Here is a 26372-nt window from a genome sequence, read left to right as displayed (position 1 = left end):
GTCGTGCCAGAGCCAGCGAAGAAGTCTAGAATAATATCAGTATCGCTCGTAGTTTGATAAATTAAAAATTTTAATAAACCTGTATTTTTCGGATAATTAAACAAGTTTTTTATTTTAAAAATATCTTGTAATTCCTTGGTCGAATTATCATTAGAATATTTACTGTTAGTAAATTCAAGACTTGAAATGGCTTTTGTTCTTTCAAAAAACTCAATTTTATATGGTTTTTTCTTAGAAATTTTGGCTTTAAAGTATGTTTTTGTATAAATCCTGTTATTTATAATTTCGATAAACCCATTTTCCAATCCAAACTTAAATTTATCTTTGCTCCAACGCCAAACCCAATCTAGACTACCATGATTACCATTTTTCCTTTCTTGAAATGAATTAAAATCGCTACCAGCATAGAATTTTTTACCATCTATATCTATTTCATAATCCATTGTTTTACTATATTGTAATGAGTTATAATCTAGTGTTTGGTTCGTTTTATAGCCACCACGCTCTTTAAAAAATTCGTCTTGTTTAAAATAATCTTCTTCATTAACTTCATTTTGTTTTAGAGTCATTGTTTTTGCATAACAAAAAAGCCAATCATTATTTTTTGCTATTTCGTTAGTTGATTTTCCTTGAACTTTTGTAATCCTAGGGCAACAAGCCACAAAATTCTCTTCTCCAAAAATTTCATCACATAAAATTTTAAGATGTGCCTGTTCGTTATCATCAATGCTTATAAATATCACGCCGTCATCGCGAAGTAGCTCCCTGGCAATATAAAGACGCGGATAGATAAAACTTAACCACGCAGAGTGTGAATTTGAACCTTTTGCAGTAAATTCAAGCACACGTTTGGCTTCTTCTTGTGAGATACCAGCTAGACTAGAGAGTTCATCAATACTAAATTTTCTATCATCTTTATACACAAATCCATCACTGCCTGTATTGTAAGGTGGATCGATGTAGATCATCTTAATACTTTCAAAATAAGCATTTTTAAGATGTTTTAATACTTCGAGGTTATCACCCTTTATGAGTAAATTTTGTGCATTTTCGTTTTTAGAATTATGATCGATATCTGGCATTAAAAGTGTTTTGGTATTTAAATTCGCCATTAATCTCGCATAAGATTTGCCTAAAAATTTTAACTCAAAACCCTCTTTTTTGATATTTTCTACACCTAAAATTTGACTTAACGTTTCAATGTCAAATTTACCACTTTTATTAAAGCAGTTTGGAAAATTTTGTTTTAAAATAGCCAACTGCTTGCTATTTGCTGTAATATTTTTATTATCAAAAATATCTTGTGCCTGCATCGTGCCTCCTTTAAGTTTTAGTCAAAATTATACTAATATTCGCTAAAATGTGCCCTAAATTCAACAAGGACAAGAAACGATGATAAATTTAAAACTACTTGAGACAAACTACGATGAATTCGTAAAAAAACTAGAGGGCAAAAACGTTAAAGCTAGCCTGCTAGACGAGCTTTTACTCACTTTTAACGAGCTAAAGCAAAAGCGCAAAGCACTTGAAAATTTCCAAGCGATCCAAAATGCAAAGAGCAAGGATCTTGGCGTAAAAGCAAGAGCTGGTGAAGATGTGAGCGAGCTTAAAAGTGAGCTAAATTTAAACAAAGCTGCCCTTGCTGACGCTGATGAGATCGTTAAACAATATGAAGAAAAGCTTGAGCAAATTTCATTTAGCATGCCAAATATCACCGACGATGACGTGCCATTTGGCAAGGACGAGGACGATAATGTCTGCATAAAAACGGTGCTTGAACCAACTAAATTTGACTTTACGCCAAAGGAGCACTGGGAGCTAGGTGAGAGCCTTGGCTGGCTTGACTTTGAAAGAGGCGCAAAGCTCTCAGGATCTCGCTTTACCGTGCTTCGTGGCATGGGAGCAAGGCTTAGTAGAGCGCTTGTTAATTACATGATCGACTTTAACAGCGCGCGAGGCTTTGAGCTTGTAAATGTCCCTTATCTAGTAAGCTCAAACACACTTTTTGGCACCGGTCAGCTGCCTAAATTTGAAGAGGATCTTTACAAGGTACGCGACGAGGACCTCTATCTCATCCCAACTAGCGAAGTGCCCGTGACAAATTTATACAATGACACGATCATTGAAGCCGAGCAGCTACCTATAAAGATGACTTGCTACTCAGCATGCTTCCGCCAAGAGGCAGGCTCAGCAGGACGTGACACCAGAGGCATGATCCGCCAGCACCAGTTTGAAAAGGTCGAGCTTGTAAGCATTACAAAGCCTGATCAAAGCGAGGGCGTGCTTGCTGAGATGATATCTTGCGCGAGCGACTTGCTAACTAGCCTTGGTTTGCCTCACCGCCACATGCTTCTTTGCAGCGGCGATCTAGGCTTTAGCGCGGCAAAGACGGTGGATCTTGAAGTTTGGCTACCAGGTCAGGGCAAATACCGCGAGATAAGCTCTATCTCTAATACTCGTGACTTTCAAGCAAGAAGAGCGAAAATTCGCTTTAAGGATGGCAAGAAAAATATGCTTGTAAATACCCTAAATGGCTCAAGTCTGGCAGTTGGCAGGACGCTAATAGCAATAATGGAAAACTACCAAAAAGCTGATGGCACTATCGAAATTCCAGAAGTTCTTAAAAGGTATATGTAGTGGCTGATGAAGAGGTTGTAGTTCTAAAACCACCTGGCGAGCAAGCAGAGCAAGCGCCTGAAGAGGCAAAAGCCGAGGCACCTGAAGAGATCGTCTCGCTTGAGAGCATCGCAAGTGATGGCGTGCTACAAGATGAGAGCATCCCAGAGCCAATACCAGTAAAAAAGAGCAAGAAAAAGCTCTTTATCATCATCGGTGCGGCTGCTTTGGTGCTTGTCATCTTGATAGTTGTTTTGTTAATCGTCTTGCTAAAAAAAGATAAAAAAGAGGAGATAGACACTACAGCTATCGTAAAAAATATAGAAAACAACTACCAAACACAAAATTTTGGCGCTTCAAAGATCGACGAGATGATAAACAAGGCTAACCAGCTCTATGAGCGTGGCAATAAATTTGAAGCGTTAAAAATTTATGAAAACATAGCTGTTTATAACCAGTCACTTTCAAACTACAACCTCGGCGTTTCGCAGATGAAACAAGAAAAATGCGATGAGGCAATTATCTCCTTTAACAAAGCGATAACCGACCGCGAAAACACCGCAGTTAGCGCCATAAACGCCGCTGTTTGCTCACTCGAGCTAAATAACACTAAAAATTTCAACTACTACATAGGGCTTGCGGACTCCTTTTTGCAATATGAAAACAGCTCGCCACTTTACAGCTACTACTATGCGCTAGTTAATTATTACAAGGGTAATTATTACGAGGCACTGCAAGCACTCTCGCACCCTAGCACGGAGGACTATAAGGGCGAGTATGCCTACCTAAGCGCTAAAATTTTATCGCTTCTTGGCGACGATGAGAGAGCCATAGCTAAGCTTGAAGGGCAAAAGGCGTTTAAGGCTGACTTTACGCTAGCGCAGCTTTATGCAAGGCTTGGCAAATACGACAAGGCAAGAGACTATCTAACAAAGGCTTCTAAAAATACGCCAAATATCGACCTTATCAAGATGACTGAGGCGCTGATCGATCTAAAGACTGCTGATTATGGCGACGCGGCGGCATTTATCAAAGATGTTTATGACTACAACGCCTCGATGCCAAGTAAAATTTACAAGATAAAAACCATACTAAAGCCAGATCTTTTTGACGTCAGCCTAGCTCAGGCGCACTTTAGCGACGATATGTTTTTTGATAGAACAAGGCGCTATGAGACGCTCTTTTACTTCGCACCTTACAAGGTTTTTGACGCAAAACAGAGCATCGAGCAGATAAGAAAAGGTGGAGTTAGTGTCTTTTTAGACGATACCTCAGCGGCAAATGACTACCTTAGCCAAAGTGCCGCCGCCTCAAAGGTCAATGCCAAACTTAGCGAAGCCATCGCAAAGGCACTTAACTACCGCTTAAAAGAGGCAAACAAGGACTTTGAAGAGCTTGCCAAAGCCTATCCAAACCACTCGATCTTGCAGTATAACCTAGCTCTTAGCTACGCTCAGCTTGGAAATTTTAGCCTTGCTGCAAAGCACTTTATAGCAAGCTATCATCAGGACGTAAATAACCACCTCTCTGGCATCTTTGGGGCTATCTGCATGGATATAAATAGAAATTTAAATCCAAAACTAGTTGAAGAGATCGGAGAAAATTTAGAAAACGACAAAAGCCTAAAGCCTGTAAATTTATATGCCTCGCTTCTAAGCCTAGTTAGCGGCAACCAAAGTGCGATGATAAGGTGGCTTGAAGAGCCAAAAGAGCCTACGACGCTAAATTTGGCCTTTGATATCATCACCGCTAAAATCTCAAACAACGACGAGCTAATGTCAAAAAAGGCTGATGAGCTCATGAAAATTTTGCCAAATGACATCATCGCAAATATCTTAAATTTCATCTCTAAAAACAAAGATCAAAACATCAAAGAGTATGCAAAAGCGATACAAATTTACTTTAACGATAAAAATCTCGACTCAAATGCCTTTTATCACGGCGCTGACATAATCAAAAAGCAATACATCAAGCTACTTCAGATCTCAGGCCTGCTAACAAGGGAGCGTGACAAGCTAAGAGCCGAGCTAAAGAGTGCGCCAAAAAATATAAATTTGATCCAAACTCTAGCCTACGTGGATATCTTTACAAACGACTTTGATGAGAGCTATAAGCTTTATAATGAGGTCATAGACGAGTTTAAGATAAATGACGCTGGAACGCTATTTTTAGCCTCTGTGGCGGCCACTGGAGCGAACAAAATAACAAATGCGATCGCACTTTTGGAGCTAACAAAGCTAAATGATCCAAGCGCTGTTGAAAACAGAGCCGCCCTTGGCTTTATGTATCAGCAAATCGATAACATAAAAGCAGCTCTTATACAATACAGCAAAGTAGGAAACGTAGGATATAACAACGAATTTTATGATTTTATGATAGATAACTAGAAAATTTAAAGCTAGGTCTTTAAAAGCCTAGCTTTAGATAAATTTCTCTACCTTTGTGAGACGTTAAAAAAAAAGCCAACGATCTGTTTTGCTAGGCGCTCTTTGAAAAATGGCCAGATATAGCTTGGCGAATAGACATTACCAGCTTGCATGAGCGATATATTTGTCGCTTTCTCACCGCCATCTTTTGGGCGCACTAGCACACTTACTTGCATGTAGTAAGCATAGCTGTTTGTGCTAAAGTCATCATCGTCATCATAGTCAAATGGGAAAAACATCGAGTAGCCAAAGCCAAAACTTGGTCTGCCAAAGCCATATCCCATGCCCATTGAAAATCTAGGATCTCTTTTGGTTGTCCTAGAAAAACTTTGCACGTCGCCAAGAATGATGAAGTCGGCATTTTTGATATTTGGCTCATTTCTAAAGCCAGCCTTTGCAAATTCGCTTAAAATTTCAGCATTTACGTCTTGTCCGGTCGCGCTATTTTTAAAATTTACATAGACGCTTCTGTTTGCTTCACTAAGCGTAAAAAAGATCGGATCGCTCGTTTTTACCGAGATATTTGGCGTGCTGCTAGCACATCCGACAAAAAACACCGCCAGGACAAATAAAACTAAATTTCTCATCTTTCACTCCTATAAGAGCGATCTTATAGCACCTTCAAGCACACTTTTTGGTGTAAGACCGATAAATTTTGATCGCATCTTACCATCTTTATCAAAAAAATAGATAACCGGCACGCCCATAACGCCACCAACTGCCTTACTGAAGTAATCCACCGAAACCTTATCGCTTGTGGTTTTAAAAGTGATGTTGTGCTCTTTTAAAAGCTCAATGTCTTTATCAAAGCCCTTGCTAGGTCCTAAAATGCCAATAAACTGCACCTCTTTGCCATACTCTTTTTCAAGTGCGTTTAGATCAGGGATCGCAGCTTTACACACCCCGCAGTCCGTGCCAAAGAAAAATAGCATATAAGGCTTATCGCCTATCTTTAGGCGCTTTTCAGTAGGGAAAAACTGCGTGTCGATGCCGCTTGAGTCATTTAGTGTGATGTGGTGCTTCTCATACTGCTTGACGCAGCCCATAACTAGAGCTGCGACCAGGCACAAAAATAGAAATTTAAATTTCATTTGGCACCTTTGGATTTTCGATAGTGCGAATTTTCTCTAACTTGCCGTGTCTTAGATATACGATCTTATCGCCGTACTCGCCTAGATCTGGGTTGTGCGTGACTAGAAGTATCGTCTTACCATCTTTTCTTAGCTTGCAAAAAAGATCAAGTATGATCCTCTCATTTGCCTCATCAAGGTTACCAGTTGGCTCATCTGCTATTAAAATTTCAGGGTCATTTATGAGTGAGCGCGCGATACAAAGGCGTTGTTGCTCGCCACCACTTAGCTGGCTTGGTCTGTGTGTGAGCCTGTGAGATAGTCCAACTGCCTCAAGAGCTTTTTTAGCGTCCTCCTCATCGACTGAGCTATGATAATACTGCGCTATCATCACATTTTCAAGGGCACTAAGATATGGCACGAGGTGAAACTGCTGGAAGATAAGGCCGATCTTTTCACGTCTAAATTTAAGCGTATCGTCGGCATTTAGGTTGCTCGCATCATCGCCGCCAAGCATATAGACGCCGCTACTTGGTGTATCCATTAGAGAAAGGATATTTACAAGCGTACTCTTACCGCTACCGCTTGGTCCCATGACGCTGACCCACTCGCCCTTTTTAACCTCAAAACTTATATCATCAAGTGCTTTTACATCGCCAAAAATTTTACAAATATTTTTAAGTTCTAGTGCATTTTGCATATCATTCTCCTCTTAGTGTATCTGCCATTTTGTTATTAAGTGCCCGCTTAATCGGGTAAAACGCTGCGATCGCTGCAAAAAGAAGTGATATGACCACAGCTACTGGGATGCTTAGAATTCTAAAATCAATACTAGAATCAAATATCGCATAACCTAAAATTTGAGCTAGTAGATAACCTAAAAACGCTCCAACTAACGCTGAAATAAGTGCTGTCACAAATGTCTCAAAGCCAAATAGCCTCAATACATCTTTTTTGCTTGCACCTATAGCTCTAAGAAGTGCGATCTCACGTGACCTTGAAAGCAAGATAGCACTAAGCGTTGTATTTACGCACATTGAAGTAATGAGCAAGATGACAAGGCTCACAAGCGCCATTAGAAGTTTGATCTTCTCTAAGATGTAGCCCTCAGACTTTGAAACTTTTGCCACTGGTTTAGCAACTATTTCGTCGTTGCTAATAGTCTTTGCAAGCGATGTTATCTCGTCAAAATTTCCAAGCACAACAGCTTCAGCATAGTTTATCTTGCCAGCTTTGTTTGAAATTTGCTGAGCCAAAGATAGCGACGTGATCAAAAGAGCGTCCTCTTTGTCGCCACTTGCCACTACGCCTTTTATCTTTACATTTATGCTCTCATTTGAGCCAATAGCGCGAATTTCTATATCATCGCCTGCTTTAAAGCCAGCTTGACGAGCAAGATCGACGCCTATTAGCACGTTTTTATCGTCAAAATCAACATTTATCATAGTTCCATCTCTAACATCTAAAAACGGCTTAACCTTTTTTAGATTGCTAAATTTTGTCCCCATGACGATGGCATTTGTCGGACCGATATTTGCCTGAGCAAAGAGATATCCACTCTCACCAAGAAGCTTGTCTTTTGGCACTTTAGCGATCATTTCATTATAAGTTTTTTCGCTCATATCATCGCTTGTCGCCATATCTTTTGGAGCAAAGATCATATTTGCACCATAAGTTTTTAACTCGCGTGAGACCTTTGAGTCGATGTCCAGATAGACATTGACAAATGCCGCACATACGCACGCTCCAAGCAAGATCGAGATGACGATAACCATAACCCTTGATGAGCCATTTTTTAGGCTTTTGTAGATTATATTGTAAAAGAATTTGCTATTTGCGGTCATATAGCACCTCCGCAGGTAGTAAATTTATGACGTTTCTCATTGGCATTAGCGAGCCAACGACTGAGATAAGCAAGGCAAATGCCACGCTAATTGGCAGCACGATCCATGCTATGCCTATGCCGTGAGAGAAGATGATATAAGACATCACGTAGCTTAGTGCGTATCCTAAAAATGCTCCCGTGATGCCTGCAAAAAAGGCAACCACAAGGCTCTCGCTAGCAAAAAGTGCGTAAATTTCAAAGTTACTTGCGCCTATTGCTTTTAAAAGGCCGATCTCTTTTTTACGGCGGTAAATTTCACTTGTCATTAGCGATGTTATACCGATAGCTGAGACCACAAGAGCGATGATACTAACGATACCCATTAAGCTTTGAATTTTCTTTACGATATTACTCTCAGCGTCACTTACTTGAAGGCTTGCTTTTGCGCTAACGTTTGGTAAATTCTCTTCTATCTGAAATGCGATAGAGCCTGCATAGGCCGAGCAGTACCATTTGTCGTACTCTGCGCTATCAAGGTTGTCTAAATTTCGTCTAGCCTTTAGCGATAGGTCGTTTTCTGGGATCGTCATGGCTGAGACCTCAGCTTTTGTATATGAGCCAGCGTGTCCTGAGAGATCGCCAGCAAGTTTGAGTGAGCCAACTAGCTTATGTGCCTCATCGCTTGCTCCTTTTAAGATGCCAACCACGCTAACCTCTTTTGTGCCGTTTTTGCCCACAAGGCTAAGCTTGTCGCCAACCTTTAAGCCTTTAGCGCCTGCAAGCTCTTCGCCGACTAAAATTTCATCCATGCTCTCATCTTTTGGCCAAGCACCCTCAACGCCCCAAAATCCATACAAGCTCTTAACGCCTGTGCTAAATTCTGGCTCATCTTTTAGTCCGATATTTTTATCAAAATATGTCCCCTCAAAGCTAAACTCATCGCCCTTAGCGTCTTTTACCTTTGTCTCTAAAAACGGAGTAAAAGCGACGATGTTATTTCGCCAAAAGATCTCTTTTATCTTGTAGATATCAGCTTCTGGGAGTAAATTTTGTGATTTTAGTGGGGTGAAATTTTTACCCTCGATCTCGATGCTTAGGCTCTCACCGCGTGGCAAAACGACGATATTTGAGCCATATCCTCTAAGCTCGCTTGCCACTTGATCGCCGATTTTTAGCGTGATATTTAGCATGCAAGCTATCAAAAGAGCAGCTAGCAAGATGGTGATAAACGCCATCGTCTTTTGCACCTTTGAACCAGTGATCGAGCTTTTTATCATTCTTAGTTGCATATTTTTCATTTTAACGTTCCATTTGTTTCTACATATTTTTCTGGATTTGCTTCAAATTTCGCCTGAGTTTCGTTGCTCTCAAAGAAATATGTGCGTCCATAGTATAAATATGATCTTGAATCAAGATTGCTCACCTTTTTGTGGCTTACAGGATCAAGCACCATCTTTTCGACAACCTTACTAAAGTAGTTTGCCCCTGCGACGATCGTTTTATAATCCACTATGATATTTTTACCATCAAAGGTAAATGCCATAGGGATCGGGTTACAACCGCCCTCTTTGCCAACTGAAGGCAAGAAAATTCTAACATTACAAGAGATACAAATAAGGTCATTGCCTCTTTTTATGTAGCCCATATCGCCGCAAATCATGCATGAGTCAAAGACGATGACAGGCGAGACGCGGTCGCTAAAGCGGTTTAGCAAGAAAAATCTTATCTGCTTGCCCTCATCTGTGATGTAGGCAAATCTGTGAAGTTCATTATCTTTTAACATATCAACATCAAATATAAATTTATCTCCCACTGGCTCAACCAAGACTGGCTCTGAAATTTGAGGTGGGCGAGATGCGTAAAGATCAAAATAAAGTGAAAAGCCAAGCGCTATTAAAACGCTGCAAAATGCAAATTTTGCATTGTCAAAGACATTTTCTCTAATGGCTTTTGTAAAGCGGTATTTGATAGAGCCAAACGTGCTCTTATCGATACTTTTTGGCATGAAGCAAAGTGCGATGATGCATAAAAGTAGGATCACAACTATATAAAAATAGGCACTAAATTCTGTGACATAGATGCCTTTTGCGCTGATAGATAAAATTTGAGAATTTAGCTCGCTACTTATCTTTAAAGCGCCTGCACGTAAAAGCTCAAGTGCAGTTTGCGAGCTTCTATCAACTAGCAAAAATACTAATGTGATAAAAGCTAAAATTTTAGCTACTGATGATGGGATGCTAGATTTTAAATTTGAAATGAAGAAAAATAAAAATAGCATCAAGATCATCGCAAAGATCATCAAAAAGAAGCTTATAACTGAAAGCGTGTCAAGCAGCTCGCCGCCAAATAACGGGAACAAAGCGCTACTTGAGCTATAACCAAAGCCAAAGCCGATGCCTAAAATAAAAAATGTTACGATTTTTGCTATCTTAAGCTCGAAAAATATCCATAAAATGCTAATTAGTAGAAAAACCAGTGTCACTGAATCTATGAAAATTTTAAACTGGTCATCAACAAGCGCATGACGAGCAGCTTTAAAGATAAGCACACCAGCAACAACACCAAGAAATGATGGTAAAAAGATCGTTTTTAAACTTTTGCCATTGTTATTTAAGGCAGCAAAAAGCGTAAATCCAAGGAGGGCTAAAAAGACCTGATAGAAGTAAATTGACATAACTAAACCCTATGAGAATTTTTAAAAAGGGGCGAGAACGCCCCAAAGTAATTATTTAACAGGACCACCTGTCCATTGAAATTTATAAGTTGTTGTGAAAGGCTCAAACCATTTACCAACACCAGTCTCTTTGTCAGCGTGGCGACCAAAGCCTTGTTTTTCTGGATTGTCGATGTGGAATTTAAGCTCATAGTTACCAACACCTGTATCCATTTTTACGTTAGCACCGTAGTGTGGGCCATCGCTTGCAACCATAGGCATAAATGTACCTTTTTTAGTTTTACCATTATCAAGGTTTTTTAGCTCATAGTTGATCTTTAGATATGGGATCCACTCGCCTTCGCCAAAGCCGTTTTTGTTGCCTTTTATAGCGTGGATGTCAGCTTCTAAGTGAAGATCAGCCAAGCTTGGAGCTAGATCAACGCCTTTTGGCTCCATATCGATTGGTTCAAGATAAACTGCAGCTATCTCCATGCCATTAGCCTCTACAGGCTCGCCGATTGGGTGTTCTCCAGCAAGTGCAAAACCAGCTGCTAGGCTAAGTGCTAGAGCTGAACTAAGAATTTTATTCATATCCTCTCCTTTATATAAGATTAGTTTTTATTTTGTTTTGATTTCATGATAACGATGCCTATAATTAGGGCAAGCACCATAATGATTTGAGGTACTAAGCTCTCGTAATATGGCATAAGTCCTAGCCAGTCTCTCATCCAGTCAGGAAAATTTAGTCCTTTTATGATAGTTGGGATGAAAATTTTGCCCTCAACTAGCTCGCCAACGCCTTTGCCAACAAAGACGATCGACATGTAAAAGATGATAGCTGATGTAAATATAAAAAATGGCTTAATAGGAATTTTAATAGCGAAAATTTTAAATAAGAAATAGACTATTAAAAGAACGATAAGACCTACAACAAAGCCAGCTGCGATCATTGAGTAGCCAGCTGAGTCTTTTGCGTCAAAGATAAGCGCTTGATAAAATAGCACTGTCTCAGCGCCCTCTCTAAATACCGCTAAAAATACAGTCCACCAAAGCATCGTGCTTGAGCCACTTGAGATAGACTCAGATAAGTGAGATTTGATGTAGTCGTTCCATTTTTTAGCGCCAGCATTTGAAAGAAGCCAGAAGCCAACATAAAATAGAAGTCCCACTGCAACAAGCATCGTGATGCCTTCCATAAGCTCTCTTTTTTGACCTGCTGCCTCGCCAAAGATGATGTTCATTATCCAAGCCATGACAAAGCTTAAGATGACAGCCACGCCAACTGAGCTATATACGACCTTGCCCATAGATTTTGCATTGCCAGTTTTTACAAGATATGCAACGACGGCTGCAACGATGATAAGAGCTTCAAAGCCCTCTCTTAAGATGATAGTTAGCGCCCAGATAAATAGCGTCCAAGGTGAGCTTGAACCGCTAGTTTTCTCAAGTGCAGCTGCTAGCTGAGATGACATCTTGCTTGCGCTCTCTTCAAGTGTTTTTTCGTCTGCACCTGATTTCATAAGGGCTACAAGGTTACCAAATGTAGCTTCGATAGCTGTTTTTAAATTTACATCTATCGCACCTACTTTGTTCTCCATGCCGCTACCTTCAAACTCATCAAAGTAGATGTCTTGGATATCGCCCATAGCTTTAGCGCTATTGCCGCCTTTGTAAAGCGCGATGGCTGCTTGAATTTTGTCATTTATGTTTTTAACAGTTTGAGTGTAGTCTGTGCCACTATCTTCGCTGCTATCGCTAGATGCTGCACTACTCATATCAACTTTTGCTAGTTTTACTGTTTCAGCTGGGAGTTTTGCAACGGCATCATAAGCTAGTTTTTTGATCTCTTCTAGCTTTGTTTTAAAATCATCTTTTGTTATGCCATTTGTGATGCCACTGATCGCTTCACCCATCTTTCTTTGGATGTCAGCATCTATGCTTTTGCCATTTTCTATATATTGACGAACGGCGATTTCAAGTTGAGTGTTTCTATAATCATTAAATTTAGCATCTTGGATAGAATTTTTAGCATCATCTTGTTTATCGCTCTCGTAGCTTGCTATGGCTTTATCCAAAGTAGCTGATAAATTTTCAAATGCTACCTTCCACTCAGGGATAAATTTAGAAGTGTCATAGCCACTTGTAGCAGCTTGTGCTGGGCTGTCTGAGTACTCACCAACAAGCTTATGTCCATTTAAAATAACTGGCAAAACTTCAGCGATTTCGCTATTTATCTGATCTATTCTTTTTTGCACATCATCTGGTGCTTCGCCAGCTTTTATCGCCTTTCTGATCTCGCCAAACTGCTTCTCCATAGAGTAAGCTTTTTTCTGACCTAAATTTATTCTGATGCCAGCTTCGACATCTTCAAATAGACCAAAATAAGCATTTTGAGTATCGCTAACTGCTTGCTCGACGTTACCAGCTCTATACTCTGTTATTACTTTTTGTAATGACTCTTTTATCTGAGCTGCGACTTGTGTGTAGTCGTCATTTTTTGCTACAAGCCAGATAGGCAGTAGCATGATAAGCATAAATTTAAAAAATTTATTCATTAGTTAAACCACCTGTAAAATATATTTTGCCCGAATATTAGCAAGCCTTTACTTTGATTAAAATAAAAACGATTATCATAAAAGAATGTAAATTGAAAGCATAAATAATATTTTTTACAATCTAATAATCAACTTTACGTAAATTTAGGGCTTTAGAGGGTTAGATCAAAATTTCATATCGAGATAAAAAAGTTATATATTTTTGCTAATTTCAATAGATAAGAAAAATTATTGATGAAATTTTAGATTATAAAAATCATAAAAATAATTTAAATTTTATAAATTTAAAAGGAGAGCAAGCGCCCTCCTTAGTGTTATACGTTTAGTCCTGTATTTCTTAGCATAACGCGTTTGCGATATACATTTGAAACCTCAGCAGCGTCGCCAACTAAAAGTGCGTTTGTAGAACAGATAGCCGCACACATAGGCACTTTGCCCTCAGCCATTCTGTTTTGACCGTAAAGCTCTCTCTCCTCGTGTGAGTTAGTTGGCTCTGGACCGCCTGCGCACATAGTGCATTTATCCATTACGCCTTTTACGCCAAATGCCCCGTCTCTAGGGAACTGTGGCGCACCAAATGGACAAGCATATAAGCAGTATCCACAGCCTATGCACTTGTTTTTATCATGAAGCACGATGCCATCAGCTCTAATGTAGAAGCAATCAACCGGACAAACTTGCTCACAAGGCGCGTCGGTGCAGTGCTGGCACGCGATAGTGGTTGATACCTCTTTACCCTCGATACCATCGTGAAGAGTGATGACCTTTCTTCTATAAATTCCCACTGGAAGCTCATGAGCAGAAGAGCAAGCGACTTGACATCCAAAGCAGCTGATACATCTATTAGTATCTACAAAAAATTTCATTCTTGCCATTTTTCTCTCCTTACTCTTTACCTAGGGCGTCTCTTTCGCCATACTCGTGATAAAACGACGTTTTAAAGGTGTTCTCTTCAGCTTTTTCTATGCGGCAAAGACCTGCGTTAAATTCTGAAATTTGAGTAACAGGGTCAAATCCGTAGTTAGTAACTGTGTTAAAGCTCTCGCCGATAACATAAGGCTTAGTGCCCTCTGGGTAGCGAGCTGAGAGATCGACACCTTGCATAACGCCAGCGAAGTTGTAAGGCATACAAATTCTATCTGGAGTTACCATATAGCTGTGGTAGCACCTTACTTTGATCTTCGTGCCTTGTGGGCTGTGGATCCACATCATATCGCGATCTTTTATGCCGTATTTTAAAGCAAGCTCAGGATGGACGTTAGCAAACATCTCAGGTGTGATGGCTGAGAGATATTTACTTGTTCTTTCGATCATTCCCGCACCACTTAAATTTACAACGCGTTGCGTGCTAAATACGATAGGGAATTCTTTTGACCAGTCTTTTGCTTGTTGCTCTGACTTAAATTTAGTAGAAACACGGAAATTTCTAGCTTGATCATCAAATGTCGGATACTTTTGGACAAGATCCCAGCGTGGTGAGTGGATAGGCTCTCTATGTTTTGGGATAGGATCAAGAAATTCCCAAACGATAGCTCTAGCCCTTGCGTTACCATACGGCACGACCCCTTTTTCACGGCATTTTTCTAAGATGATACCGCTGTAGTCCATGCTCCAGCTAGGTCCTATCTTAGCTTTTTCTTCTTCTGTTAGAGTGATGCCTAGGACTTTTTCTATATTATCTTTAGTTATTTGTGGGTAGCCACCTTTTATGGCTGAGCCAACAAGTGTGCTCTCATCGCTAGCTAGCTGACTAACGCCGTTATGCTCTAGGCCAAAGCGGTTTCTAAAGCCAGAGCCGCCCTCTGCATAAGACTTGCTCATATCGTAAAGTATCGGTGTGCCAGGGTGTTTTTCATCCCATGCTGGCCATGGCTTGCCGTAGTACTCGCCTTTTACCTCGCCACCAAGACCTATTAGCGTATCTGGGTCAAATTTATCCCAGTTTGCTTGGTGACGTCTAAACATCTCAGCAGTTCTGCCACCATAACCGATAGAATTTCCAACCCTTGCTATCTCGTTTGTCGCATCATCTGGCCATACAAAGTCATCTTTAACTTGTTTTAGCTCTCTATCTACGACAGCCATCTTCATGCCTTTTACATATTCATCGTAAAAGCCAAATTTCTTAGCAAATGCAAACATTACTTCGTGATCGCCCTTGCTCTCATAAAGTGGGTCAACGACTTTAGTTCTCCACTGACCTGAGCGGTTTGTAGCGTTTAGGTGACCTTCGTTTTCAAAGGCAGTTGCCACTGGCAAGATATAAACGCCATCTTTTCTATCTGAAAGGATAGAAATTTCATTTACAAATGGCTCAGCAACTACGATCATATCTAGTTTTGAAGCCGCTTCTTGAATTTTAGCTAGGTGCGCCATAGATGTTAAACCAGTTCCTTGAACCCAAAGAACTCTTAACGCACCACTGCTAAAGGTATTTTCCTCTTTCAAGACGCCTTGCCACCATTTTGAAAGTGACCAGCCTTTTTCATTTCTCCAGTTTCTATCCTCTGGATTTTTAGGATCGTGATAATAATACTCTTCAAAAACAGTGTTTTTAACTGGTGTGCCACCTTGTTTTGGCTCTTTAGTTGAGACTGCAAAGCGTTTGATAAACTCATCATAATCAACGCCCCAGCCTTGGCAGTAGTACTTCCAAGCCGCGTCAGTTAGTCCGTAATACATCGGCAAGCTATCTGAGAGGTTACACATATCGGTTGAACCTTGAACGTTGTCGTGACCACGGATGATGTTACAGCCGCCGCCTGGTTTGCCCATGTTGCCTAGGATTAGTTGAAGGATAGGTAAAATTCTCGTATTTGAGCTACCAACTGAGTGCTGAGTGATGCCAAGTGCCCAGATCACAGTGCCTGGTTTTGTATGAGCTAGGATATTTGCAGCTTCCATTAGCTTATCAACTGGCACGCCTGTAACGTCAGATGTGACCTCTGGTGTCCAGTGCTCAGCCTCTTTTGCTATCTCGTCGATGCCGTAAGTTCTATTTTTTATAAATTCTTTATCTTCCCAGCCATTTTTTAAGATGATATGGATAAGGCCATAAACAAGTGCTATATCAGTGCCTGATCTTTGTCTTAGGTATAGATCAGCGTGAGCGGCTGATTTTGTAAAATTTGGATCAGCTACGATCACTTTTGCGTTGTTTCTATCTTTTGCTTGCAAAGTGTGCTTCATGCCGCCAACTGGATTTGCCACAGCTGGGTTTGCACCTATTATAAATATACATTTTGAATTTGCAGCCATATCTCCAAAGTGGTTTGTCATCGCGCCATAACCCCAAGTATTCGCCACACCGGCGACTGTTGCGCTATGTCAAATTCTTGCTACGTGGTCGTTGCTGTTTGTGCCCCAAAACGCAGCAAATTTTCTAAAGTAATATGCTTGCTCGTTGTTAAATTTCGCAGATCCTAAGAATATAACGCTATCAGGACCATCTTCTTTACGGATCTGAAGCATCTTATCGCCGATCTCATTTACAGCTTGATCCCATGAAATTCTCTGCCATTTGCCATCAACCTTTTTCATAGGATATTTGATGCGTTGTTTGCTGTGTGTAAGGTCGATCTGATCGATACCTTTTGAGCAGTGTGAGCCTTGAGATATCGGGTGAAACATCGCCATATCTTGGCGAACCCAAACACCATCTTGTACCTCAGCCTCGATGCCACAGCCTGCTGAGCATATAGAACAAATAGTTCTAACCTTTTTTGAGCCAGGGAAAGGATCTTTTATCTCCTCTGCGCTAGCGTGTCTTATCGTATCATTTTGTCCAAAAGCCATTGTGGTGCCAGCACCAAGTGCGGCTAGCTTTAAAAATGAACGTCTTCCTATACGTGCATCACTCATGGTTTTCTCCCTTAGTATGCGATTTTATAGTAGGTTTCCCAGTTTTTGCTTTTTTTATAAAGCACCTCTTTTTTGTTTGACTTGCCTACGACAACGCCATTGTCATCAGGAGCCAAGTCATCGCTAGTCACTTTTGCTACAGCTGAGACTGCGAGTACTCCGCTGGCAGCACCGACTTTTAGAGATTTTTTGAGAAAATCTCTTCTTGATCCTTGCATTTTTCCTCCTTATGCCTCAAAATTTTTGAGAAATTTGGTTCAATAATATGTAAAATTTGCATATTTAGAATTTCTAAAATATCGCAAACAGCCTATTTTAGGGTATTTTAGCGCCCTAAAGTTAAACTATGTAAATTTAGCATATTTCTAAGTTAAGCAAAGTAAATATAAAAGTTTAATTAAGAATGTTAAGTATTTATTAAAAATATAGTTAAATATACTTTAAATTTATAAAATTTATTTGTAGTAGAAATTCTAGGGAGAGCTCCCTAGAAAATGTTATTTTAGATCGCTTTTATTTACGATAAATGGCACTGATCTAACACCAGCTGCAAAGTATTTTTTGCGCAGATTATCGATCTTTGCGACATCTTCTTTACTAACGCTCTTATCATCTACATTGTAGTCTTCAGCGTAGTATTTTCTTAAAATTTTAACCTTATCACTGTCACTCTTAGCAGCTTTTGCATCTTTGTAGATTAGTGAGCTTTTTTGAAGTGATGAGATGTCATGCACTGGAGTTAGGACGATCTCAACGTTGTTATCTTTTAGCGTTGTCTCGATCTTTGCTAGCTCAGCTCTGCAGTATGGGCACTCAGGGTCTGAAAACATTATGATAGTTGGCTTTTTAGGATCGCTGCCAAGAACGATGATGTTTGCCTTGTCCTCATCTTTATAAATTTTAGAAATTCCCTTTGCGATGACCTCTTTTTTCACTTCAGCTAGGTATGATTTTTGCTCTTTTAGATCGATCACGTCTGGGAAGATGAAGTCGCCTTTTGTAAATACTATCTCATCTTGTGAGTTGCCATCTTTGCTTAACTTCACAACGACAGCTTCGATGTCGCCTGCAACTTTGTGACGGTCAGCTACCTTTACTTTTACACTGCTATCAACCATTTGAGAGTAGAACTCCTCTATTTGCTTATCGCTTGCTGCCATTAGGCTAGTTGCCGCGATGATTGAGGCTAAGATCACTTTTTTCATTTTTATCCTTTTTAAAAATTTGGCGGATTATATTTGCTTTTTGTAAATGAATACTAACCGCGAAAAACTCTATCATTTCCCTGCTTCATTATGTCACTCTCAAGATCGAGCTGCTCAAGGTAGGCGATTATATATTTTCTACTTAAATTTAGCTCATCTTTTGCGTTTGTGACATTTACAAAGCCTTGATTTTTTATGATCTCTCTTAGCTTATCAAGTGCCATTTTTAGCGAATTTCTAGTTATAAAAAGGTTATGCTCTAGCCTTACGACCCTGCCCATTGCGGTTAGTTTTTTAAGAGCGTTATCGCCACTAACCCTATCGATCTCTAACTCATCATATATATTATATGGCGCAGTTGGGGCTAGCTTTCCACTTTCTAAAATTTCATAAATTTTCTCTTCAAGCCTAACTTTTAGTTTGCTAAGATCAACGCCTTTTTTTGTATAGACGCCACTATCTTTTGAGATTAAATTTATACTTTCAAGCTCATCAAGCGCTTTTTGTGCTAAATTTTGACTAGCCCAAGCAAGTTTTAGGCTGATACTTTGAGCTGAAAAGACAGCAAATTCATTCTTTTCTATCATAAATTTAATGGCTGATTTTATCCGCTCAACCGCGCTTAGATCGTAGATATTTAAAGCCTTTTCATCGACAAAGACGTTTGAGACTTTTTTAGCAACTGCCAAGGCCTCTTCGTGACTTAGACCAAATCTTTGATAAGAAGAGATGATGCCAAAACCATTTTTGTGGGCTTCTTTAAGTATAGAAAAGGCTTCAACAAAATCATGCTTTAAAAGCGAGGCTAAAAAGAGAATTTTACCAGCCTTTTTTAGTGGCTCAAGCACAGGATTTAGCACCCTACCACCGCCTATCACGCGCGCATCTGATATGAGAACAAAGGCCTCGTCAAATTTCAAAAACATATCGCTTTGAAATTTAAAGCTCACAAAGTAGCTATCATCTTTTTGGCTAAGGATTAGCACCTTTGCGGGCACGTTTTTAGCGCCCACGCAAAATGTCACGCTTTGAGAGTGGATGAGATTTTTAGCAGTTACGACTGCATCAACCTCTCTAAATCCCCTAAAAAAGCCCTTTTTGCTAAGTAGCTGACCCTTTTTTAGCTCGCTAAGCTCTATGCCAGTTAGATTAAGCGCCACGCGGCTGCTAACTCCGGCGCTATCAACGAATTTATCGTGGCTTTGCACGCTTCTTACTAGCACCTCTTTGCCAGCGTCGTAGTTAAAAAGCTTCTCGTTTTTACTAACGCTTCCCTCTATAACGGTGCCAGTTACGACATTTCCGATACCTTTTAGACTAAACACCCTATCGATGTAGTATCTAAAAACGCCGTCCTCATCGCGCTTTTTGGCTCTTAGCGTAAAGAGGTAGTTTCTAAGCTCATCGATGCTCGCCTTATCCTTTATGCTAACGGCAAAAATTTCTAAAATTTGCAGGTTTTTAAATTTAGAAATTTCATCTCTTATCTCTTTTTTTCTTAAATTTATGGTGGCTTCATCTACTAGATCGCACTTTGTAAGCGCAACGATCACAGATTTCACGCCAAGAAGATTTAAAATTTCAAGGTGCTCCAAGCTTTGAGGCATGAGCCCGTCATTTGCCGCCACCACAAACAAGCACGCATCAAAGCCGTATGCGCCACTTATCATCGTTTTTATGAGATTTTCATGCCCTGGCACGTCGATAAATGCGATATTTTCGCTATTTTTGCTTAAATTTGAAAAGCTTAGATCGATCGTTATGCCACGCTTTTTCTCCTCTTCAAGATTGTCCCCCTCAAAGCCGTTTAGCTCCTTTATAAGCGCGGTTTTGCCGTGGTCGATATGCCCTGCTGTTCCTATTATTAAACTCATTTTTCTTCCGTTCCATTTATTATTTTTATTAGCGTCTCTACGTCCTCATCTAAAAGCGATCTAAGATCGAGCATAAATTTATCATTTTCTATGCGGCCGATCACTCTTTTTTGCCTAAATTTTAGCTCGTTTAAATTTGCCTCTCCACTAAATGCAAGTGCCACGCTTGGGATCTTTTTATTTGGCATAGCACCACCCCCTACAAAGGTCGAAGTTCGCACTATCTCAAGCGGATTTTTTAAATTTTTATTTATAAAATTTGCTAAGCTTTCAAGCTCTTTTACGCTTTTGTGAAGCAGTTTTTGCGTTGTGATAAGCTCAAATTCTTTGTTTAGATAAGCTTTTATGCTCTCAGCCAAAAGCGAGATGATCACTTTATCGACGCGAAGCATCCTTAAAAGCTGATTTTTTCTAAGCTTTGCGATGAGCTCTTTTTTGCCAACTATTATGCCACACTGCACCGCGCCAAGCAGCTTATCACCGCTAAAGCTAACTAGCGAAACATCTTTTAAATTTTTTAGATCTGGCTCGTTTTTGTCTAAGTTAAATGGTAAATTTCCGTAAAATCCACTGCCAAGATCGAAATAATCTATCAAATTTCGCCTGCTTGCTAGCTCGCTTAGCTCATTTGCCGTGGTCTCTTCACTAAAGCCAACGATGTCAAAATTTGATCTATGAACCTTTACAAGCATCGCCGTCTCATCGCTGATCGCCTCTTCGTAGTCCTTTAACCTAGTTTTATTTGTCGTGCCGACCTCTTTTAGGATGCAGCCTGCGTTTGCCATCACCTCTGGCACTCTAAAACTGCCGCCGATCTCGACTAGCTCGCCCCTGCTAACGACCACTTCTCTGCCCTTTGCAAAGGTGTTTAGCACCAAAAATACAGCGCTTGCGTTGTTATTTACAACGATGGCGTCCTCAAAACCAAAGGCTCTTGCGATGAGCGAGCCAACGTAGTCATATCTGTTACCTCGGCTGCCTGTTTTTAGGTTGTATTCAAGATTTGAGTAGCCAGTGATAACAGGTGTAGCTCGGTTTAAAATTTCCTTGTCGATGACGCTTCTAGCAAGGTTTGTATGTATGGTGACACCAGTTAAATTTAGCACCCTTTGAAGGCTTGCTTCGTTAAATTTATCATACTCATCTAGGATCAAATTTATTATCTCATCGCCGCTAAAACTTGCGTTTTCATTTAAAATTTTAGCTCTAACCTCATCTAAAATTTGCCTTGCAAGCATAGTGACTAAACTCGTATCAAGCCCCCAAAATGCTTCGTTTTTTATGATCTTATCAACTTGTGGGATATTTCTTAAATCGTTCAATTTGCGCTCCTAGTAAGTTAGTTTTACCAAGCCGTGATTTTAACATAAAAATATTATAAATTAAAACTTAGAGCAAAAAAAGAGGATATAAATTTCAGAGTCTATTAATCCCATTAATATTAGAATAAGCCCGTTTTTGATAATAGGAGAAACAATGAAAGAATTTGGCTTTTATAACGATTTTGACGATGCTTTGATGCTAAATGAGCAGATAGAGATCAACAACGAAAATGGCGACTATCTAGTCTCAAACTCTCCAAAGCTAAAAGCAAACATCATCGCACCTGAGATAAATTTCTATCTTAAAAATACCACCGCAAGCGTCTTAGAAAAAGCCAAAAACACACTTTTACTCTACGAGGCAAGAGCTAGCGCCTTTGACATGGCAAAGGATGTGGATTACGAAAAAGAGGTCGGCAAAAATGTTGTCATAGTTAGCAACTCAGGCCGCGAAGAGTTAGCAAATTTACTAAAAGAAAATGGCTACAAAGTGATCGAGCTTACACACTTTGAGGTTAAATTTATATATGGCGCTGCTGGTGAGCTAAGCGTTTTGGTGCTTAGAGCAAATGACGAATTTGAGGTTGATTGCGACTTTTTCTTGGTTGAAAACGCAAGGGACTATATGCTAAAACAAAGCGGTTGCTACGAAATTTCAGGGCTAAAAGATGAAAAAGTGGTTGAAATTTTAAATGCAAAAAGCCCAAAATTTAGATACAAAAGCTTTACTCAATACGACTCATCAATCTGCCAGTATCACGAGCGCAGGACTGAAATTTGCGGTCGTTGCGCCGAGGTTTGCCCAACGGTTGCTATCTTAAAAGAGGACGAGACAAAGCACCTTATCTTTTCAGCGATCGACTGCACAAACTGCGGAAACTGCATCAGCGTCTGCCCTAGTGGCGCGCTCGACTACACACTAATGCCACAAAGCTCATTTGCCGCTGTGGCAAAGCTTTACAAAGGCAAGATCCCACTCATCGTACCTGAGGAGATGAGCCTAGATGAGCTAAACGTGAGCCTACCAGAAAATGTCCTGCCTTTTGCCATCTCAGCCGCCCACTTCTTAAGCCAAACGCACTTTTTGACACTTTTGCAAGAGAGTGGCTCGAGTGTGATTTTATATAGCAAGAGCCTTGGCAAGGGCGAAAAGGACGCCATTAGCATCTTAAATCAAATTTATGAGCTTAAATTTAAAGAGAGTGCGATCTATCACGCAAAAGACAAGGCTAGCCTTGAAAATGCGCTAAAAAAGGCTAAACTAATTGATGGCTCACAGCACTCTATCAACGAATACGCGCTGCCAAAGAGAGAAATTTTTGCCAAAAGACTTGAGTTTATCGTAGGAGAGAGCGATCTTGGCGTGGTAAAAACTGGCGAGATGATAAGATATGGCGAGGTCAAGATAAACACTGATACCTGTACGCTCTGCCTTAGCTGTGTTGGAGCTTGTAACGTAAGCGCTTTAGTGGCTGATAAAAAGACGAATTCGATTTTATTTAACCCAAGCGTTTGCACCGCCTGCGGCTACTGCGAGCTAAGCTGCGCTGAGAAAAACACCATCTCACTTGAGGTCGGCAAGCTAGCACTTAAGCCTGAGTTTTTCGTTTATAGCGAGCTTGCGCATGACGAGTTATTTGCCTGTGTGGAGTGCGGAAAAGAGTTTGCGACTAAAAAAGCGGTCGAAAAGATCGCAGCGATCATGCAGCCACGTTTTGGCAACGACAGAGCCAAGATCAAGTCACTTTACTGCTGCGCTGACTGCAAGGCAAAGATCATGGTGCAAGCCCAGCTAAACGCGATGAAAGAGGATTTATTAAATGGATAAAAATATCATAAAAGCAAGGGCATATTTTTACGAATTTTTGGCATATCCACTCTTTTTTCACACCAGTGATGAGGGGTTTGCGAGATGGAAAGAGCAGCTTAGCTACCTAGCGCAAAATCCTTTGAGCGAGCAAAGTGCAGAGGCGTTTGCAAATTTAGATAAATTTAGCTTTGATGAGCTTACAAGCGAGCAAAATGACGTTCTTTTTGGCTTTACAAATATCCCTTTAAGCGCCTCATTTTATGAAGAGGGTAGAGATAACGGCGCGGCTAGACTTAGGGTGATACACTGCCTAAACCTTAGCCCATATAGGCGTGATAAGGAGCTTTGCAAGGATAGCGAGGACTATGTTGGCTTTATATTTTTAGCGATGGCAACATTTTTAAGTGATGAATTTAATGGCGCAAAAAATATCAGTGACAAGCTATTTGGCGAGACTTTAAATTTATTTATAGATGAGTTTGGCTCGCTACTTTTAGCTCATAAAAATGCAAATTTCTTCCGCTCATATGCGATCATTTTAAAAGACTTCATCGAGCTTGAAAGAGCCGTTTTAAGCCTAGAGGCACCAGCCAAGCCACAAGGCGATAGCGTCGCGGTTGCAGCGCTTAAAAAAGAGCCTTATCAAAGCAAGATGCCAACTTTTAAAACTAAGCTTCACTGGGAGGAATTCTCCCCAGTCATCTCACACGAGTTTAAAGACTAAAATGGTTAAATTTGCTCTTACTCGAGCTAGGAGTAAATTTAACATCCGCTTCAATTTGTTATCTTGATATTTTATGATTATTAGCAATTTGGTAGTAAGCTTCTTTAAATTTTTTACAAAGGATTTACAATGGTAATGACACACTATATGGAGCTTTTATCGCTCAATCAACCTTACAATCTAATTCTCTTCATGGTGATACCTGTGGGGCTTACGGAGCTTTTAGTGGCGATGGAGTTTCTCACTATGTATCACATGGATAGCGGTAAAAATGCTGGCTATAAGGCTGTTGGCAAATTTGCTGGCATAGTGCTTGGGGTCTATTTTACAGCTCTTGTGATCTATTTTATGGCAAAAATTTATCCAAGTATAAAATGGCGTGGATATGCCGATGTCATCGCTGTCTACTCATATCTCATCAGCGTCATACCACTTCTTGGCATCGCGCTTTTAGAGCTAAATTTGATCTACAAAAACGCAAGCGAAAAGGCAAAGCTAAAGCTTCACTTTTTCCTACTCATATTTGCCTTGATCGTCGCACACGTCGCAATGATATTTGGCATGGTTGATCCTACCATAACTGGCTACAAGGCTGAAAACGGTGAGATGGGTATGCATATGAATATGCCAATGAACATGCCAGCAGATATGCCAATGCACGATCACCACAAGATGATGCAAAATATGGGTGAGATGCATATGAATATGATGATGCAAAATATGAGTGATGATAACTCAACTAATATGCACATGCATCACTAAATTTAAAAGCTCCAAATTTACTCTTTAGAGCTAGCTAGCAAGATCTCTCTAGGTCTTGCCTCAAGCTCTTTTATCTGCGTATCTTTGGGATTTATAGCGATCCTTTTAAATTTCTCCAGCCTGCTATCAAGCCCACCTTGTCCGCTCACGCTTTTAACGACCTCGTTGAAGTTATCATTTATCGATCTCACCGAGTTTCCAAGCCTATTTAGCTTCTCAGCGACGGTGCAAAATTTCTCATAAATTTCATTTGCACTCTTTAATATCTCTTTTGCCTCTTTGTTGCCATTTTCCATACGCCATAAATTTGCCACCACACGAAGTAGCGGCATGAGCGTCGTGTGCGAGACCAGCACCACTTTTTTCTCATAGCCGTAGTTAAACAAATTTGGATCAAATTTCAAAGCCTCCAAAAATGCCGGCTCAACTGGCACAAACATCAGCACAAAATCAGGGCTTTTCACAAGCAATGAGTAGTCTTTTTTAGCTAGCTCGTCGATGTGCTTTTTTATTGAGGCGATATGCTCGCCAAGGGCTAGTTTGCTCTGCGCCGGGTCAGCCGCCGCAACCGCCTTTTCGTAGGCATGGAGTGAGACTTTGCTGTCTATTATCATCTGTTTGTCGTCTGGGAAATTTATGACAAAGTCAGGTATGAGCTTTTTGCCGCTCACGTCAAAACCCTCTTGCGTCACGTAGTGCGTGCCCTTTTCTAGTCCAGCAGCCTCAAGTGTGCGCTCAAGCTGCATCTCGCCCCAGTTACCAAGGACCTTGTTGCTGCCTTTTAGTGCCGTGCTTAGCGAGTTTGCCTCTTTTGACATATTTTTGCCAAGCTCGACCACCTCTTTTAGCTGCGCACTAAGCTCGCCTGCGCTCTTTTGCGAGTCACTGTGGGCGTCATTTACCCTCTTTTCAAAGCTTACTATCTTCTCCCCAAGTGGCGTTAGCAAGAGCTCAAGCGACTCTTTGCTATTTTTTGAGAAATTTGCACTTTTTTCTTCAAATATCTTATTTGCAAGGTTTGCAAACTCTAAATTTAGCTCGTTTTTCACCTTTTTTAAATTCTCTTCTTGCGATCTTAGGATATTTTCTTTGGCCTCGATCTCACTTTTTAGTGCGACGATAGCGCGTTTTAGCTCATTTTCACTCTCATTTGATCTTTTTAGCTCATCCTCTTTTGCGCCAAGCTCGTTTTGCAAATTTAAAGATAGCGACTTTGCCATCTCAGCCATCTTTGTCTGGCTGCCAAGCTCCTCGTTTAGACGCCTTAGCTCGCGCTCTAGCTCGTCCTCTTTTTCATCTTTTTGCTTGAGCGAAATTTTATACTCGTCTAAATTTTTAGCTAGCTCATTTATCTTGTCGTTATTTGCTTCAAGCTTTGCTCTTTGCTCGATATTTAGTCGCTCGCTATCTTTTAGCTCATCTTGTAAATTTTCTAAAGCTTCTCTTTGCTTTGTCTTTTGCAAATTTGCATTTATCAAAAAAGCTACTAGTATCACGCAAAGAAGCGCAAGAGCTGCCACCAAAATATATAAATTTTCTATCGTTAGCACTAAAATTTCCTTTTAAATTTTGGCTTTATTATATTTGAAAATTTGTAAAAGAGTTGTGAAAAATAGCTTGCAACTGAAAAGGAGAGATAAAATTTAGTGGTTAAATTTAATAAATT

21 protein-coding genes and 1 pseudogene are annotated in these 26372 nt (G+C 40.2%); 5 read left to right on the top strand and 17 right to left on the bottom strand.

Going from position 1 to position 26372, the window contains the following annotated elements; genetic code table 11:
• Positions 1 to 1313: site-specific DNA-methyltransferase (locus CYP84_RS00355; RefSeq protein ID WP_103636303.1), on the bottom strand; the 1313-nt coding region annotated here is incomplete at its 3' end.
• Positions 1314 to 1392: 79 nt separating this feature from the next.
• Here CYP84_RS00355 and serS point away from each other — a divergent pair.
• Positions 1393 to 2637, top strand: coding sequence for a serine--tRNA ligase (gene serS / locus CYP84_RS00350; RefSeq protein ID WP_103636302.1), 1245 nt, complete (start codon positions 1393 to 1395; stop codon positions 2635 to 2637).
• The gene (locus tag CYP84_RS00345) at positions 2637 to 5003 is read left to right on the top strand and encodes a tetratricopeptide repeat protein (protein WP_103636301.1); all 2367 of its coding nucleotides are present in this window, start codon (positions 2637 to 2639) and stop codon (positions 5001 to 5003) included. Before serS ends, CYP84_RS00345 begins: the two co-directional genes overlap by 1 nt.
• Before the next feature lie 47 nt (positions 5004 to 5050).
• Here CYP84_RS00345 and CYP84_RS00340 read toward each other — a convergent pair whose 3' ends face one another.
• The 15 genes and pseudogenes from CYP84_RS00340 to selA all read right to left on the bottom strand — a co-directional run bounded on the left by CYP84_RS00340 (position 5051) and on the right by selA (position 21410).
• On the bottom strand, positions 5051 to 5629 hold the full coding sequence (locus CYP84_RS00340; protein WP_103636300.1) for a hypothetical protein: 579 nt from the start codon (positions 5627 to 5629) through the stop codon (positions 5051 to 5053).
• 9 nt (positions 5630 to 5638) lie between these two features.
• Positions 5639 to 6133: a TlpA family protein disulfide reductase gene (locus tag CYP84_RS00335; protein ID WP_103636299.1), complete on the bottom strand. Its 495-nt coding sequence runs from the start codon at positions 6131 to 6133 to the stop codon at positions 5639 to 5641.
• On the bottom strand, positions 6123 to 6812 hold the full coding sequence (locus tag CYP84_RS00330) for an ABC transporter ATP-binding protein (RefSeq protein ID WP_103633289.1): 690 nt from the start codon (positions 6810 to 6812) through the stop codon (positions 6123 to 6125). The genes CYP84_RS00335 and CYP84_RS00330 overlap by 11 nt, the downstream gene beginning before the upstream one ends.
• A 1-nt stretch (position 6813) precedes the next feature.
• Positions 6814 to 7956, bottom strand: a complete 1143-nt coding sequence (locus tag CYP84_RS00325) for an ABC transporter permease (protein WP_103636298.1) — start codon at positions 7954 to 7956, stop codon at positions 6814 to 6816.
• Complete coding sequence (locus CYP84_RS00320) at positions 7943 to 9235, bottom strand: ABC transporter permease (protein ID WP_103636297.1); 1293 nt, start codon at positions 9233 to 9235, stop codon at positions 7943 to 7945. The genes CYP84_RS00325 and CYP84_RS00320 overlap by 14 nt, the downstream gene beginning before the upstream one ends.
• Positions 9232 to 10611: a Fe-S-containing protein gene (locus CYP84_RS00315; protein WP_103636296.1), complete on the bottom strand. Its 1380-nt coding sequence runs from the start codon at positions 10609 to 10611 to the stop codon at positions 9232 to 9234. Before CYP84_RS00315 ends, CYP84_RS00320 begins: the two co-directional genes overlap by 4 nt.
• A gap of 51 nt (positions 10612 to 10662) precedes the next feature.
• Positions 10663 to 11184 (bottom strand): iron transporter, encoded by a 522-nt coding sequence (locus CYP84_RS00310; protein ID WP_004317727.1) that lies wholly within the window; start codon positions 11182 to 11184, stop codon positions 10663 to 10665.
• Between the two features lie 20 nt (positions 11185 to 11204).
• Positions 11205 to 13148, bottom strand: a complete 1944-nt coding sequence (locus CYP84_RS00305; RefSeq protein WP_103636295.1) for an FTR1 family iron permease — start codon at positions 13146 to 13148, stop codon at positions 11205 to 11207.
• A 314-nt stretch (positions 13149 to 13462) separates the two neighbouring features.
• Complete coding sequence (gene fdh3B, locus CYP84_RS00300; protein WP_103636294.1) at positions 13463 to 14023, bottom strand: formate dehydrogenase FDH3 subunit beta; 561 nt, start codon at positions 14021 to 14023, stop codon at positions 13463 to 13465.
• Between the two features lie 10 nt (positions 14024 to 14033).
• Positions 14034 to 16688, bottom strand: a complete 2655-nt coding sequence (locus CYP84_RS00295) for a formate dehydrogenase subunit alpha (protein WP_430393501.1) — start codon at positions 16686 to 16688, stop codon at positions 14034 to 14036.
• Between the two features lie 60 nt (positions 16689 to 16748).
• Positions 16749 to 16943, bottom strand: a pseudogene (locus CYP84_RS10925) (hypothetical protein); the annotation flags it as partial.
• Between the two features lie 77 nt (positions 16944 to 17020).
• A complete protein-coding gene (locus CYP84_RS00285) occupies positions 17021 to 17227 on the bottom strand; it encodes a twin-arginine translocation signal domain-containing protein (RefSeq protein ID WP_004317725.1) in 207 nt (68 codons plus the stop codon).
• Between the two features lie 279 nt (positions 17228 to 17506).
• Positions 17507 to 18214, bottom strand: coding sequence for a thioredoxin domain-containing protein (locus CYP84_RS00280; RefSeq protein WP_103636292.1), 708 nt, complete (start codon positions 18212 to 18214; stop codon positions 17507 to 17509).
• Positions 18215 to 18267: 53 nt separating this feature from the next.
• Complete coding sequence (gene selB, locus CYP84_RS00275) at positions 18268 to 20088, bottom strand: selenocysteine-specific translation elongation factor (protein WP_103636291.1); 1821 nt, start codon at positions 20086 to 20088, stop codon at positions 18268 to 18270.
• Positions 20085 to 21410: an L-seryl-tRNA(Sec) selenium transferase gene (gene selA, locus CYP84_RS00270; protein WP_103636290.1), complete on the bottom strand. Its 1326-nt coding sequence runs from the start codon at positions 21408 to 21410 to the stop codon at positions 20085 to 20087. Before selA ends, selB begins: the two co-directional genes overlap by 4 nt.
• Positions 21411 to 21564: 154 nt before the next feature.
• On the opposite strand from selA, the gene CYP84_RS00265 reads away from it, so the two are divergent.
• The 3 genes from CYP84_RS00265 (at position 21565) to CYP84_RS00255 (ending at position 24706) form a co-directional block, all read left to right on the top strand.
• On the top strand, positions 21565 to 23238 hold the full coding sequence (locus CYP84_RS00265; RefSeq protein ID WP_103636289.1) for a 4Fe-4S binding protein: 1674 nt from the start codon (positions 21565 to 21567) through the stop codon (positions 23236 to 23238).
• Positions 23231 to 23944, top strand: coding sequence for a TorD/DmsD family molecular chaperone (locus CYP84_RS00260; RefSeq protein WP_103636288.1), 714 nt, complete (start codon positions 23231 to 23233; stop codon positions 23942 to 23944). Before CYP84_RS00265 ends, CYP84_RS00260 begins: the two co-directional genes overlap by 8 nt.
• A gap of 129 nt (positions 23945 to 24073) precedes the next feature.
• On the top strand, positions 24074 to 24706 hold the full coding sequence (locus CYP84_RS00255; protein WP_072593896.1) for a DUF6803 family protein: 633 nt from the start codon (positions 24074 to 24076) through the stop codon (positions 24704 to 24706).
• A 17-nt stretch (positions 24707 to 24723) separates the two neighbouring features.
• Here the strand turns inward: CYP84_RS00255 and rmuC are convergent, their stop codons facing one another.
• Complete coding sequence (rmuC, locus tag CYP84_RS00250) at positions 24724 to 26256, bottom strand: DNA recombination protein RmuC (RefSeq protein ID WP_103636287.1); 1533 nt, start codon at positions 26254 to 26256, stop codon at positions 24724 to 24726.
• Positions 26257 to 26372 lie beyond the last annotated feature (116 nt).

Origin of the sequence: Campylobacter concisus (assembly GCF_002912425.1) — a bacterium.
In the GTDB taxonomy this organism is placed as follows: Bacteria; Campylobacterota; Campylobacteria; order Campylobacterales; family Campylobacteraceae; genus Campylobacter_A; species Campylobacter_A concisus_AH.
This window is presented reverse-complemented; position numbering and strand designations above follow the sequence as displayed.